The following is a 14,054-nucleotide window of genomic DNA, read 5'->3' on the forward strand; positions in this document are numbered from 1 at the left end:
GAACTCGTTGCGCGCGAGCGAAACGACAGCGTCGAGATTCTTGAATTCTTCGCCCTTGCCGATCTTCACGCCCGAGAACACGCGTTGCTTCGCGTTGTTGCGGTATTGCTGCAACCAACCAATGTTCACGTCCTGCAGCAGCGGGTTCGCGGCGAGATCGGTATCGTCCGCAACCTTCACGCCGTTCCAGCCGATCATGATGCGATCGAGTGCCTGACGCACGATGATGGAATCGCGCAGACGCGCCTGGAAGTCCGGGAATTTCGCCCACGCGTCGAGCTGCTGATAGCGGATGTGCGTGTCGTAGTTCGTCTTCTCGCAACGGTACTTCTGATTGTCGAGTGCCGAGACGTCGCGCGTTTCACGCGCTCGCTTGGTCGTATCGGTACGGCTCGCGATCGGGCCGGATACACCGAGGCCGATCTTTTCGCCCTCCATTTCTTCGACGCCGTGGATGTTGATCCGGCCGAGGAATGCGCTCGATTCCTGGATCTTGGTTTCGAGCGTTTGCTGCACGCTCGGCACGACCGAAAACTTCTTCGTGGCATCGCTGATGCCGTTCAGTTCCTGGATGCGAGCCAGATACCGGTTGTACTGCTCGCGGGTAGTGTTCCGCATGGGTTCTCCGTCTAGGGGAAATGGGATGAGGGCGGGTTAGCAGTCGGTCTGCGCCCCGTTGTCGCTGCCCGTCGACGTCGGCCGCTGTTGCGAGCTGCTGTCGGTGCGCGAAAGCTTCTGGACCAGCTCGCTGTGGCGCTTGTCGCTTTCCTGCTGCGCGCGCTTCAGCTCGTCGACGTTCGTGTTGAACTTCTCGAGCTGCTCGAGCACCTGGCTCTGGTTTTCCGCGAGCGCGACGACCGATTGCGAGAGGTCGGAAAAGCGCTGGTCGTCGGTCGCACCCTTGCGATTCAGCAGATCGCGTACCTTCGAAAACAGCGACTTGCCGGCATCGCCGGTGCGCGGCGGTGCGTCCTCGTCTTCGATCGCGATGTCGGCTTCGATGGCGGCGCTGAAAAGGTTCTCCGGGCGCTGCTTCCGTGCGTCGTACGCTTTGTGTTTCGCACTGAACTGCAGCATTTCCGTGCCGAGGCTTGCCGGGTTGTCGGTGACGGCGAGACCGACCAGGTACGCCTCTCCCGTGCCGGCAAAATCGGGATCGACTTCCATCGACGTGTAGACCTTCTGCCGCTGCTCGTTGGTCAGCGCGACCAGGTCTTTGGTCGGCGACAGTTGCGCGAGCAGGCGCATTTTTCCGTCCTGCTCTTCTGCCTTGAGCGCGATCACGTCGCCATACGCGCGGAACGTGCTATCCGGGGTGTAGCCGCGAATGTGTTCCATGTTGATGCGTGCGCCGTACGTTTTCGGGTCGTAGCTGCTCGCCATCTGTTCGAGCATCGCGCGATCGATCGTGCGGCCGTCCGTCGTCGCGCCTTCGGTCGCGATCCGGAAAAACTTCGTCTTCTTTGCGTCCTGTGCCATGTGCGAATCCGCTGAGAGGGGGCTGTGATCAGGGATTCCAGTTTCGGCAGTTCGAACCGGAGTCGCAACGCATGTTGGTTGTGCGAGCAACCGATACAACCGTGCGCAGTAGGGCCTACGCGCGCGCGTCGGTAGCCTTGCTGCATGACCGCACTTCCCATCGATTCATCCGACGTTGATCCACGTCGACGCGCACGCGACCTGTACTGGCAGGGGTATCGCATCGCACGTATCGCCGAGCTGCTCGGCGTGAAGCCGGCCACGCTCTACAGCTGGAAAAAGCGCGATGGATGGGACGAGACTGAGCCGGTCGATCGCGTCAACATGACGATCGAGGCGCAACTGATAAAGCTCGTCACGAAGGAGGCGAAGGAAGGGCGCGACTTCAAGGAGATCGACCTGCTGACGCGTCAGCTCGACCGGTTGCGGTCGCGACCAGCGAACGACGCAAAGGTGAGCGAATTCGGGGGCGGGGGCGGCACGCGCCGATCACGCAGCTCGGACGACCGCAACGCGTTCAGCGAAGAGCAGATCGAGAAGCTGAACGATGCGTTCCTCGAATCGATTTTCGACTATCAGCGCACCTGGTATCGGGCAGGCTTCAAAGAGCGGATTCGCAACATCCTGAAGAGCCGGCAGATCGGCGCGACCTGGTACTTCGCGCGCGAAGCGCTGCTCGACGCGCTGACCACGGGCCGCAATCAGATCTTCCTGTCGGCCAGCAAGGCGCAGGCGCACGTATTCCGCCAGTACATCGTCCAGTTCGCGAAGGACGCGGTCGGCGTCGAGCTGAAGGGCGATCCGATGGTGCTTCCGAACGGTGCGACGTTGTACTTCCTCGGCACCAATGCGCGCACGGCACAGAGCTATCACGGCAACCTGTATTTCGACGAGTACTTCTGGGTTCCGCGCTTCCAGGACCTGCGCAAGGTTGCGTCCGGCATGGCGATTCATTCGCAGTGGCGGCAGACGTATTTCTCGACGCCGTCGAGCCTTGCGCACGACGCATACCCATTCTGGTCCGGTGCGCTGTTCAACCGCGGTCGACCGAAGGATCAGCGCGTTTCGATCGACATTTCGAACGCGGCGCTCGCGACCGGCCGCGCGTGCGCGGACGGACAGTATCGACAGATCGTGACCGTCGAGGACGCCGTGCGCGGCGGCTGCAACCTGTTCGACCTCGAGCGCCTGAAGCTCGAATACAGCGCGGACGAATACGCGAACCTGCTGCTGTGCCAGTTCATTGACGATTCGTTGTCGGTCTTTCCTCTCGCGACGTTGCAGACGTGCATGGTCGACACGTGGGAGGTATGGGACGACTTCAAGCCGCTGTACATGCGCCCGTTCGGCGATGAAGAGGTGTGGATCGGTTACGACCCGTCGCACACGGGCGACAGTGCGGGCTGCGTGGTCCTGGCGCCACCGAAGTGTCCCGGCGGCAAGTTCCGCGTGCTCGAGCGGTTCCAATGGCACGGCCTCGACTTCGAAGCGCAGGCAGCGCAGATCGAGGCGCTGACCCTGCGCTACCGCGTGACCTACATCGGCATTGATACGACGGGGATCGGCCAGGGCGTCTATCAGCTCGTCACGAAGTTTTTCCCGGCCGCGACGCCGTTCCACTACTCGGTCGAGATCAAGACCGCGCTCGTGATGAAGGCGCAGAACGTGATCCGCAAAGGCCGGCTCGAGTTCGACACGGGCTGGAAGGATCTCGCCGCCGCATTCATGGCGATCAAGAAAACGATCACGCCCAGCGGGCTGCAGGTCACGTACAAGGCGAGCCGATCCGAAGAGGCGAGCCACGGCGACCTGGCCTGGGCGTGCATGCATGCGCTCGCGAACGAGCCGCTCGAGGGCGCGACGAGCACCAATACTGGATTTATGGAGCTTTTCTGATGTCACGCAAGATTCCACGCGGCGCCGGGCGCCGAACGCATGGCCGTGCCGAGCAGGCCGCCGAATCCGTACCGGCGCCGCGCGCGGAGGTGTTCTCGTTTGGTGATCCGATCGAGGTAATGGACCGGCGCGAGCTGCTCGAATATGTCGAGTGCATGCGGATGGGAAATTGGTACGAGCCGCCCCTGCCTCTGGATGGCCTCGCGCGCTCGTTTCGGGCCGCGCCACACCACAGCTCGGCCATCTACGTGAAGCGCAACATCCTCGTGCAGTCGTACATCGAGCATCCGCTGCTGCCGCGCGCGGACTTCAGCCGGTTCGTGCTCGAGTACCTGGTCTTCGCGAACAGCTACCTCGAGCGGCGCACGAACCAGCTCGGCAAGCCGATCGCGCTGAAGTCGTCGCTCGCGAAGTACACACGGGTCGGCGTCGAGCCGGATCAATACTGGTTCGTCACGAACGTGCGCGAGCCGTACGAGTTCCCGAGGGGCTCGGTCTATCACCTGTACGAGCCGGACCTGAACCAGGAGATCTACGGGCTACCCGAATACCTGTCGGCGCTGAACTCGACCTGGCTGAACGAAAGCGCGACGCTGTTTCGCCGGCGCTACTACAAAAACGGTAGCCATGCCGGTTTCATCCTGTACATGACCGACGCGGCTGAGAAGCAAGAGGACGTCGACAACCTGCGCTCGGCGTTGAAGAACGCGAAGGGGCCGGGCAATTTCCGGAACCTGTTCATGTACGCGCCGAAAGGGAAGAAGGACGGCATTCAGCTCCTGCCGATCGGCGAGGTTGCGGCGAAGGACGAGTTCTGGAACATCAAAAAGGTAACGATCGAGGATCAGCTCGCGGCGCACCGCGTGCCGCCGCAACTGATGGGGATCATCCCGTCGAACGCGGGCGGGTTCGGTGACGTAGAGAAGGCGGCCGGGGTATTCAACGACCTCGAGATCGAACCGCTGAAGGCACGGCTGCGCGAACTGAACGGCTGGCTCGGGACCGAGGTCGTGCGGTTTCGCGACTACGCTCCGCTGGCGGGCTAACAAAAAATTCGCCGCGCCGATATCGAGTAGTGTGGGGGACGATACTGGGTTCGCTGGCCCATCTATTTCACGATAGCGGGCTTGCGACTATGGCTTTCGCGTCGCGGCACGGATTCCAACTGCGCCCCCGGCGATTGCAAGCATCGCAATTCCGAAAATTACCCAATCAACCTGTTTTTTCTTGGCATCACTCGCATTCAACGCACTTTGGGTCGGAAGAGAGAATGACACCTCGTGTCCCGAAAGAATGAGTCGGGTGACACTCTTGCCACAGAACTCGACGTGAACTGATTCGTTTACGTGACCCTGGACGAATGCCACAGGCCCGTGGCATTCGGCGTCGCCCTTGTTCCGTATGCAAGCGGCTACGAACACGTCGTCGCTTCCATCGTTGTGAACATAGTAGAAATCGCCGGCCTTCTTCAGCGTTCCGTCGGCTACGGAAGTGGGTGTGGCTTGTCCGAACGTATTTGCGGCGCAATGGTCGGCGTTCGGCGGTTTGTGTAAAAGGCCCGCTACCGACACGCACAGCAATACCGTGCCATATGCAGCAGCTAGTAGCGACAGCCCAATAACGCTCGCCCGGCGTTCCTGCTTGATCAATTTATCTTCCTCTCTATGTCGTTACGTCCGACCGGTTCGGCCGGCGTATTCGCGTGCGCTTCCCGTTCTACCGAGATTCAAATTGACCTCGTTCGTCGTGGAGCCGTAGCTCTGCGTATCGCTGATCGCGATGTAAGCGAGCGCAGGGGGGCTCTGCAGTCACTTTGATCGGCAACCGATAGCCCCGACACGGCAGCCGCGTGATGGGCTCGCTGTCAAGTCATAGTGGCCATGCGGCACACGGCCTGCTGCCTCGAAGGATGCGTGTTTCGACCCGGCGCGCGCAGTTGTGACCCCGCCCCACCTGCCCGCAAAAACGAATGAATTTTATGCAGACATGCACGGGGCGCGCCGGGCCGTCCGGCGCGCCCCGCGTGGCGATCGACAGTCGGATTTCGCTATGCAGTTTTATGCGCCTTGGTTATGCAGTCTCTTGCCTGCACTGCCTACAGGCTACGTTTGGCAGGAAGGCCTCAATGCACCCGGCCACCGGGGTTTGGCCCCCTTGGTGGCACGGGTTATTGGGCGTTTTAGTGATGCCAGCTCGAGGCAAGCAGCGGCGCAAGCGCAGCCTGTTCGGTTGGCGTATAGGCTGTTTGGGTTGCCGGCGGCGCACCGAACGACGCCATCGCCTGAACCATCAACGCGACCGATTTAGCGGCCGGCGACATAGTGGCGTCCGCTGCTTGGATTTGCTGTACGTGTGTCGTCGGATCGCTCATCCAATTGTTAATCGTTACGTGGTCCGTCGTGCCCAGCACGTCAATCTCCAGATTGTTGCCCACGGCGCGGAACCAGAGCTGATTCGATTTCGCGCCGGTCAGCTGCAACACGTCCTGATTGGCGCCACCGGTCTTCGTTGCTTCGTTAATCGTGACTGCGCCAGTCCCGGACCCGACCTTGAACGTGTCGTTGCCGGCTCCCGCGTAGATTGTATCGCCCTTACCGGACGTAATCGCATCGTTTAGGTTGCCCGCCACAATCATGTCATTGGCAGCGCCGACAATGTTGTTGTTCACCCCCGTCAGGCCATACAATCGTGTGCCCCCCGAAGTCGTATCGGCAAACACGAGCTTGCTGACGATGCTCGTGTAGTTCCATTGAGTGCTGTCCGCAAACGAGATTGACGGCTGATTCGAGGCACCGTTGAAGTAACCGACGATCTTGATTTGATCGCCATTGCCCAAACTCAGGATTAGACTGTTCGATAGATCGCGAGAGACTTGCGTGGCTGCTGCGGTGATCCCCGCCCCAAGTTTAACGACGTCCTGATTGGTGCCGCTGGTCTTACTCGTGTAGGTTTCGTTGAGTGTAACCAGCCCGCTTCCGGCGTTGTAGATGACCGTATCGATGCCCGCACCGCCGAAAATCGTATCGCCTTTGCCTGCGGTGATCGTGTCATTCAGATTGCCGGCAGTGATTGTGTCGTTGGCCGCACCGATGATCCGATTGTTCACACCGTATAGGCCGTTTAGATAGGTGCCGCCCGATGTCGTATCGGCAAACACGAGTTGGTTCGTGATGGCCGCATAATTCCACGTAGTACCGTCGGCGAACACCACCGTCGGTCGAGACGTTGTGTTGTAGAAATAGCCCGTTAGCTTGAGCTGATCGCCGTTGCCAAAACCGAGGTTCAAATTGCTATACAAATCTCGGGTAATGGTTGTCGACGCTGCGGTAATACCCGGTCCGAGTTTTACGACATCCTGATTCGTCCCTGCGGTCTTGCTCGATTCGTTGAGCACCATGAGGCCGCTGCCGGCATTGAACACGAAGGTATCGACGCCAGCACCCGCATAGACCGTGTTGTTCTTGCCGACGGTGATCGTGTCGTTCAGGTTGCCGGCCTGAATCGTATCGTTAGCGGCACCAACGATATGGTTGTTCACGCCGCTCTGGCCGTATAGCGATCTGTTACCCGAGGTTGTGTCGACGAGCACAACCTGATTCATGATGGATGAGGGGCTCCATGTGGTGCCATCCGTGAACACGAACGACGGCTGGTTGAGCGCGGTGTCGAAATAATTGGGGATTTTCAGCTGGTCGCCGTTACCGAACCCGAGAATGAGGTTGTTCGACAGATCTCGTGTGACTTGCGTGGCGGCCGCAGTGATGCCAGTACCCAGTTTTATCACGTCGAGATTGATCGTTGTGCCGGCGATCTTGCTGTTGGCCTCGTTGAGCACGACCAGACCACTACCGACGTTGTAAAGAATCGTGTCGACACCTGCGCCGGCATTAATGGTGCTGTTCTTGCCTGCCGTGATCGTATCGTTCAAATTGCCGGCGTTAATCGTGTCGCCTGCCGCACCCACAATCGTGTCGTTGAGTCCGATTGCGCCATTCAGCGTATTGCCCCCTGCGCTCGTATCTTGCAGAGACAGGTTGCCCGGGAGCGCGATTGGGTTCCAAGTCGTACCATCGGCGAACACAATAGCCGGTTGATTGAGCACGTTAATGAAGTAGCTCGAAATGGTGATCTGGTCGCCATTGCCGAAGTTAAGAATCAGGTTATTTGACCGGTCGCGCGTCATGGTCGTACCGGAGGGCGTCAGGCCCACTCCCAGCCTGACAACGTCCTGATCCGTAGTTGCGGTCTTCTGGTAGCTCGGCTTGATCAAAAGCTGACCGCTGCCTTTGTTGAACATGAACGTGTCGTTACCCGTGCCCGCGGTGAAGGTTTCTACGCCACCGCCCGCCACCAGCAGGTCGTTGCCATTAGCACCAACGAGCGATTCGCCAGACACGCCCAGTAGCATCGAATCCTGATTCAGCACACCGCTAAGGGTACCGTTCGTTGCGCTTCCGTTCACCAGGGTGTAGCCCATTGTCGCCAAGGCAAGGCTAAATCCCGTGCCGCTCACGCTGCCTTGCTGGTGAAGTGCCGTGAGGATCTGGGTGCCGGCGGTGCCCATGCCTTTGAGGCTTTGTGCGAATTCGTTCATCCACGCGGCGCCCTGAGTCGGAGCGCTGCTATAAAGTCCGCTCAATGTTGCAACGACCTTGCTCACGTCCATACCCAAGCTGTTGGTTGTGGCATTCCATGTGAGCGCAACCTCGTTGATCCAAGGCGCAAATTTCGTCTGCGCGAGCAGCTGAGCGGTGGTCCAGTCCAGCAGTTTTCCATACGCTTGCTGTAGATACACCGCAGCATCTTGGGCCGGTTGGCTGGAGCCCTTCTGGAGGTATCCTTGACCCATGAAGGCTTCAAGCGCGTAGAGATCGCGCCCGTCGATATACGGGCCACGGCTCGTCGCGGAATATTTGTCGGCACCGGTCCAGTCGAGCAGGATCGCCTCTGCCGAGGTACGCGCCTGCGCGAGCGTCATGGTGTTCGCCGCTGAGGCGAATGCTTGCACTAGACCCGTCAATTTGCCGCTGGTGTCGAGCGCCATCGCCTGTTGCAGGCCGTGTAGGTTACCGGCGCCGATAAGGTTCGGCAGGGCGGCGATGGTAGCGCTCACGGCCACGGGCGTGCTGACGTTGATAGTTTCGGCGCTGTTGATGCTGTACCAGACGTCGTCCATGGCGCGTGTCGTGCCGTTGGTCAGCGTATAGGAGCCGAACTGCCGAATCTGGTTGCCGTTGGCATCGGTGAAGTTTTGCGTCGTATAGCTCAGATTCAGGCTCTGAATGCCCGCCTGGGCGAGCGTGAGCAATTGACCCGAGCCCGGCTGACCATTGCCACCGACCCAGAGGCGCAATTGGCTGAACGCGGGATCCTTCGCATCGATCACGCCGTCATGGTTGCTGTCGAGAGCGGCGAGCGCGACAAAGCCATTCGAGGCGAGGGTTCCATTTGGCAATACGGTGTTGTTACCGAACAGTTCGCTACCCTTGGTGACTCGGCCGTTCGCGTCGGGCATCACGAGAATGCCGTCCTGCGGCGCGGCCCAGCCGGTCGCCTGGGCAAATCCGCTGCCGGTATAGTCGAAATGCGCGCCGGCCGATTGCCCAACTGTCTGCACGCCATTGCCAGTCAAGTCTAGCTCGAGTGGGCTCGATTGCTGAGCGGCCGCGCCAAAGAGACCTTGGACTGTACTTAAAATCTGTTGGCGATCAAGATACAAGCCCGCCGAATTGAAAAATAGACCTGCCGCAAGTGCCAGACCGCCAACAACTTGCCCCCCCGGCACAAAAAAAGCCACGCCACCTACAAAAGAAACGACATTACCAATCAACGAGGCGACGTCCGACCAAGAAACACCGTTTCCCGACTGAACATCAATGGTGATTTTCATTGCAGTTACGACTGCCGCACCGGGAGTCGTTGCAATTGCACCGGTCGGGGTAATGGAGGCAATCGTCGCGATTATTTGGCCGGACGCGGAGACTATCTGAGCACCGTTATTTTTTCCCGCCTCTTCGGCTGAGATTGCATTGTCCCCAACCACAAAAAAGCTGATCACCCCATTCACCAATCCAGAGATGGTCATATATTAGAACCTCTTCAGTAAAATTTCAAATATTTTTATTAAAATCACCACCGATGGGCCGCCAACAAATGCACCAAATAAAAAAATCCTTAAAGAGGATAAATTTCCATCTCTTTTGAAAATTAATTTTCGAATTAATTCAGGGCGACTTTTACCTATACGAAATGCGCACCATATCACACTGAAGGACATTGGAAAAATTGTCGCTAGGAATAAATATGAATACGCAACCCCTTTCGTCCTCTCCGGAAAATCCGCTCGGTATGCAACAATGCATAAAAAAATAATGGAAATTAATACACAAAGGTAGTCAACTGATGTTTTGAATGCTTTATTCATATCGTTTCCATAATAAATTTCCCCGCATTTTCAGGCGTTAAGTGTTGCTGGTAAACGTGTTTGAAGTTTGTTAACTTCGGCGAATCGCATACGCCGGAGCCCTGCATGAAGTGCGTCGTTGTACTGACTGAAGCCGAGGAGCAGACGTTGCAGCAGTTGTCGATCAACCATCCGTACCAGGACATGCGCATGCGGGCAGCCGCTCTGTTGATGCTTGCGAGCGGCAAGCTGCGTCCGGTGGCCGTCGGCGCGAAGCTCGGTGTGAGCGGTCAGTCGGTCTACAACTGGGCCCACACGTGGCGCGAACCGGGTGTGATCGGGCTGCTGGTCAAGATCGGTCATAAAGGCGGACGGCCTCGCGCGTTGAGTGACGAGATGATCGCCGCAGTCGTGCGCATGGCCTCGGTCGAACCGCTGACGCGCGAGCAAATCGTCCAGCGCCTCGAGGCTGAATTCGGTCCGTTGCCGTTCGGGCATCTCGATACACTGAGCGTGGCGCTCAAGCGGGAGGGCTTTACGTTCAAGCGCAACCGCCTGTCGCTCAAAAAAAGCGCGACCCAGAGGCATTCGCCGTGAAACAAGCCACGCTCGACAAGCTGCAGCAGGCCGCTCGCGAGAACGCCATTCGCCTGCTCTACCTCGACGAGGCAGGTTTTTGCGGATCGCCGCCGGTTCAGCGTAGCTGGTCACCACGAGGCTTGCCTCACGAGATCGAACCGAACACACACTGCCGCCGTAGTGTTCTTGGCGCCCTGGACTACGGCCCGAACTTGCTGATCCACGCTACCCATGCCCGCAGCATCAAAGGCCCAACCGTTGTCCGCTTTATCGACGATCTGCTCGCGGTGGACGATGACCGTCCGACCGTGATCGTGCTCGATAACGCGAGCATCCATCACGGTATCGACGAAACGACACGGGATCGGTGGCTGATCGATCACAAAGCTGTCCTGTTCTATCTTCGCGCCTACAGTCCCGAACTCAACAAGATCGAGATCGTATGGCGGCAACTGAAATGCCGATGGCGGCGCTTCGTCACCTGGGCCAAGGAAACCATCGACGCTGAACTGGCCGATCTACTGGCTGGCTATGGAGCCAAATTTCAAACCAGTTTCTCGTGAACACTTATTTATCAAAGGCTTTTCTGGTAAAAACCTCCCCGTTCACGGGGAAAGTTGGATTTGGGCGGGGTTGTGCAGCCCCGTCCAAATCTTTCTCTGACGCAGTTCGCCCTCCAGGCGAACGCTGCGGAACGGTTCTACACTGAATTTGCCGCACTCATGAAATATGTTTAAAAACACAATGATTTGATTTAATAATATTATTCAATTATGTCTACATTTTATTTCGTGAATTTAATGAGTCGAGCATAACTGGGGCGGTGATGGCTGTCACTAATAATTGTGCCCCGTAAAGAGCATATTTGGGAGAAGTTTTTATTTTTCGCGGAAGTGATCGCGCTAGGCTGACGATAATAATAAAAAATCATAAAGACTGCGGCTAATCTATGGACTGCGCTCATAAATTTTCTCCAAGAAGCTGGGTCCGCACGGCTGATTGGATGCTATGGCTTGGTGTTAGATTCGCCTTCGTGATGCGCGAGATTACATGAACAAAAATCACATATGGAGATGCGTGAAGAAAATTGTGATTTGCGTTGAATCGGGTTGGGTGCGAGCATGTCATTGCAGCACAACTCAACGATGCCGTTCGAAAATCGCAAAATTCCCGTAAATAGTAGCCGCAGCATGCGCGACCGCATCGCCTGGTGCAGCTTCCCTGCAGCAAATTCCTCCCACGCGATCTATGCTGCGGTGCTGAGTAAAGTGAGCGTCGAGCAAGTCGTTGCTCTTGTAGGCCGGCCGGACCAACTGCGGCGCGTCTTCGGTTTTGGTTGTAGGAGAACGTTTGGGCGGGACGATGACGCTGGTGGTGCGCGGCTCAGGGCAGCGAGAAAGAATGAATATGTGTCAGTGCCCCGGTGGAGACACTTTACGAAAGGTAGGCAACGTTGCTATATGACGTGCGCGCTGGAGTGCGGCGAGGGCGATGCTTTTTAGACGGCGTCTAATATTCGACTGAACCGGAATGACACAAGGGCTTAGCAGCGCTGCTAAGCCCTTGTTTTTATTGGTGGCGAATCAGGGACTCGAACCCCGGACCTGCGGATTATGATTCCGTCGCTCTAACCGACTGAGCTAATTCGCCGTGAAGAATTGAATTATGTCGGTCGGCCGCCTGGCTGTCAACAGCTTTTTCCATCTCCCGTGAAAAAAGTTGCCGGATGACCCACGACGCCCTCGCGGCAGGGCGGTTTGCCGGTCGCCGGAACACCCGTCCGGCAACCCGCATCCGCCCGCCCGGACAACCTCAATCCTGCGCGTAGATGTTCGAGTCCTTCGTCTCCTTGACGAACAGCAGGCCGATCACGAAGGTGGCCAGCGCGATCACGATCGGATACCAGAGGCCCGAATAGATGTCGCCCTTCGCCGCGACGATCGCGAACGCGGTCGCCGGCAGGAAGCCGCCGAACCAGCCGTTGCCGATGTGATAGGGCAGCGACATCGACGTGTAGCGGATCCGCGTCGGGAACATCTCGACCAGCATCGCGGCGATCGGGCCGTACACCATCGTCACGTAGATCACGAGGATCGTCAGGATCACGATCGTCATCGGCCAGTTGAGCTGCGCCGGGTCGGCCTTCGCCGGGTAGCCGGCTCCCTTCAGCGTCGATGCGAGCGTCTTGTCGAACGCCGCGCCCTGCGCCTTCGCGTCGGCCGCCTTGCCGTCGTAGGTCTGGATCACCGTGTCGCCGACCTTGATCTGGGCCAGCGTGCCGGCCGGTGCCGCGACGTTCTCGTAGTTCAGGCCGGCCTTCGAGAGTGCGCTCTTCGCGATGTCGCACGAGCTGGTGAACTTCGACGTGCCCACCGGGTTGAACTGGAACGAGCAGGTGGCCGGGTCGGCCAGGACCGTGATCGGCGCCTTCTGCGTCGCGAGCTCGAGCTGCGGGTTCGCGTAGTGCGTGAGCGCCTTGAACAGCGGGAAGTAGGTCAGCGCCGCGATCAGGCAGCCCGCGAGGATGATCGGCTTGCGGCCGATCTTGTCCGACAGCGAACCGAAGAACAGGAAGAACGGCGTGCCGATCAGCAGGGCGATCGCGATCAGGATGTTCGCGCTGGCCCCGTCGACCTTCAGCGTCTGCGTCAGGAAGAACAGCGCGTAGAACTGGCCCGTGTACCACACGACGGCCTGGCCGGCCGTCAGGCCGATCAGCGCGAGGATCACGATCTTCAGGTTCTTCCACTGGCCGAATGCTTCGGTCAGCGGCGCCTTCGACGTCTTGCCTTCCGCCTTGATGCGCAGGAACACCGGCGATTCGTTCAGCTGCATCCGGATCCACACCGACACGGCGAGCAGCAGGATCGACGCGACGAACGGCACGCGCCAGCCCCAGCTGCCGAACGCTTCCTCGCCGATGAACGTACGCACGCCGAGGATCACGAGCAGCGACAGGAACAGGCCGAGCGTGGCGGTCGTCTGGATCCACGCGGTGTAGAAGCCGCGACGGTTCGCCGGCGCATGTTCGGCGACGTAGGTCGCCGCGCCGCCGTACTCGCCGCCGAGCGCGAGGCCCTGCAACAGCCGCATCGCGATGAAGATCACGGGCGCGGCGATGCCGATCGACGCGTAGCCGGGCAGGAAGCCGACCACGAACGTCGAGACGCCCATGATCACGATCGTCACGAGGAACGTGTGCTTGCGGCCGACGAGGTCGCCGAGCCGGCCGAACACGATCGCGCCGAACGGCCGCACCGCGAAGCCGGCTGCAAAGCCGAGCAGCGTGAAGATGAACGCGGCGGTCGGATTGACGCCGGAGAAGAAGCTCTTGCTGATGTAGGCCGCGAGCGAGCCGGCCAGGTAAAAGTCGTACCACTCGAACACGGTGCCGAGCGACGACGCGAAGATCACCTTCTTCTCTTCGCCCGTCATCGGCGAGTGCGAAATTTGCCCGCCTAACGTTGCCATGAATCGTCTCCAAGTCCCTTGATATAGATATGCGGCCGCCTTGGGAGGGGCGGGCCTGACGACGATTATTGGCACGGAAACTTACGGCGGACTGACTCGCGCGCACAAAACGACTGCACGTTAACCCGTGCCGAATCGGCCGCTACACGCGTCGATTGTGGCGCGATCGTCCGGTAAATCGCCGGTTTCGACGCATTTGCGCCGGCCGCCGGCGGCGCGCGTCAGG

At 58.9% G+C, this 14,054-nt stretch carries 9 protein-coding genes and 1 tRNA gene; 4 read left to right on the top strand and 6 right to left on the bottom strand.

Annotation, left to right across the window (positions count from 1 at the left end; genetic code table 11):
- A partial coding sequence (locus tag AC0KUR_RS28200) for a P2 family phage major capsid protein (RefSeq protein ID WP_473376703.1) occupies positions 1–618 on the bottom strand: 618 nt, incomplete at its 3' end.
- Positions 619–654: 36 nt separating this feature from the next.
- Entirely contained in the window at positions 655–1,479 is an 825-nt protein-coding gene (locus AC0KUR_RS28205; RefSeq protein ID WP_069245905.1) for a GPO family capsid scaffolding protein, read from the bottom strand.
- Positions 1,480–1,623: 144 nt separating this feature from the next.
- On the opposite strand from AC0KUR_RS28205, the gene AC0KUR_RS28210 reads away from it, so the two are divergent.
- Together AC0KUR_RS28210 and AC0KUR_RS28215 are read left to right on the top strand one after the other, a co-directional pair.
- A complete protein-coding gene (locus AC0KUR_RS28210) occupies positions 1,624–3,375 on the top strand; it encodes a terminase ATPase subunit family protein (protein ID WP_473376704.1) in 1,752 nt (583 codons plus the stop codon).
- Positions 3,375–4,421 carry a phage portal protein gene (locus AC0KUR_RS28215; protein ID WP_473376705.1) on the top strand — a complete coding sequence of 349 codons (1,047 nt, stop codon included), beginning with the start codon at positions 3,375–3,377 and terminating at the stop codon, positions 4,419–4,421. Before AC0KUR_RS28210 ends, AC0KUR_RS28215 begins: the two co-directional genes overlap by 1 nt.
- A gap of 87 nt (positions 4,422–4,508) precedes the next feature.
- On the opposite strand, the gene AC0KUR_RS28220 is transcribed toward AC0KUR_RS28215, so the two are convergent.
- Together AC0KUR_RS28220 and AC0KUR_RS28225 are read right to left on the bottom strand one after the other, a co-directional pair.
- Positions 4,509–5,024 carry a hypothetical protein gene (locus tag AC0KUR_RS28220; protein ID WP_226158262.1) on the bottom strand — a complete coding sequence of 172 codons (516 nt, stop codon included), beginning with the start codon at positions 5,022–5,024 and terminating at the stop codon, positions 4,509–4,511.
- A gap of 530 nt (positions 5,025–5,554) precedes the next feature.
- Positions 5,555–9,460 (bottom strand): beta strand repeat-containing protein, encoded by a 3,906-nt coding sequence (locus tag AC0KUR_RS28225; RefSeq protein WP_473376706.1) that lies wholly within the window; start codon positions 9,458–9,460, stop codon positions 5,555–5,557.
- Between the two features lie 444 nt (positions 9,461–9,904).
- On the opposite strand from AC0KUR_RS28225, the gene AC0KUR_RS28230 reads away from it, so the two are divergent.
- Together AC0KUR_RS28230 and AC0KUR_RS28235 are read left to right on the top strand one after the other, a co-directional pair.
- Positions 9,905–10,375 carry a helix-turn-helix domain-containing protein gene (locus tag AC0KUR_RS28230; protein ID WP_473376707.1) on the top strand — a complete coding sequence of 157 codons (471 nt, stop codon included), beginning with the start codon at positions 9,905–9,907 and terminating at the stop codon, positions 10,373–10,375.
- Complete coding sequence (locus AC0KUR_RS28235; protein ID WP_473376708.1) at positions 10,372–10,920, top strand: IS630 family transposase; 549 nt, start codon at positions 10,372–10,374, stop codon at positions 10,918–10,920. Before AC0KUR_RS28230 ends, AC0KUR_RS28235 begins: the two co-directional genes overlap by 4 nt.
- 1,010 nt (positions 10,921–11,930) lie before the next feature.
- On the opposite strand, the gene AC0KUR_RS28240 is transcribed toward AC0KUR_RS28235, so the two are convergent.
- Both AC0KUR_RS28240 and AC0KUR_RS28245 read right to left on the bottom strand, forming a co-directional pair.
- A tRNA-Met gene (locus AC0KUR_RS28240) sits at positions 11,931–12,007 on the bottom strand.
- A gap of 162 nt (positions 12,008–12,169) precedes the next feature.
- The gene (locus tag AC0KUR_RS28245; RefSeq protein ID WP_049029339.1) at positions 12,170–13,828 is read right to left on the bottom strand and encodes an MFS transporter; all 1,659 of its coding nucleotides are present in this window, start codon (positions 13,826–13,828) and stop codon (positions 12,170–12,172) included.
- Positions 13,829–14,054 lie beyond the last annotated feature (226 nt).

The organism is Burkholderia sp. YHN3-13, from assembly GCF_055810675.1.

What these genes read in the sequence shown, in the direction of transcription:
- AC0KUR_RS28230 (WP_473376707.1), top strand. Translation starts at nt 9,905, where the DNA reads ATGAAGTGCGTCGTTGTACTGACTGAAGCCGAGGAGCAGACGTTGCAG.
- AC0KUR_RS28205 (WP_069245905.1), bottom strand. Translation starts at nt 1,479, where the DNA reads ATGGCACAGGACGCAAAGAAGACGAAGTTTTTCCGGATCGCGACCGAA.
- AC0KUR_RS28245 (WP_049029339.1), bottom strand. Translation starts at nt 13,828, where the DNA reads ATGGCAACGTTAGGCGGGCAAATTTCGCACTCGCCGATGACGGGCGAA.
- AC0KUR_RS28210 (WP_473376704.1), top strand. Translation starts at nt 1,624, where the DNA reads ATGACCGCACTTCCCATCGATTCATCCGACGTTGATCCACGTCGACGC.
- AC0KUR_RS28215 (WP_473376705.1), top strand. Translation starts at nt 3,375, where the DNA reads ATGTCACGCAAGATTCCACGCGGCGCCGGGCGCCGAACGCATGGCCGT.
- AC0KUR_RS28225 (WP_473376706.1), bottom strand. Translation starts at nt 9,460, where the DNA reads ATGACCATCTCTGGATTGGTGAATGGGGTGATCAGCTTTTTTGTGGTT.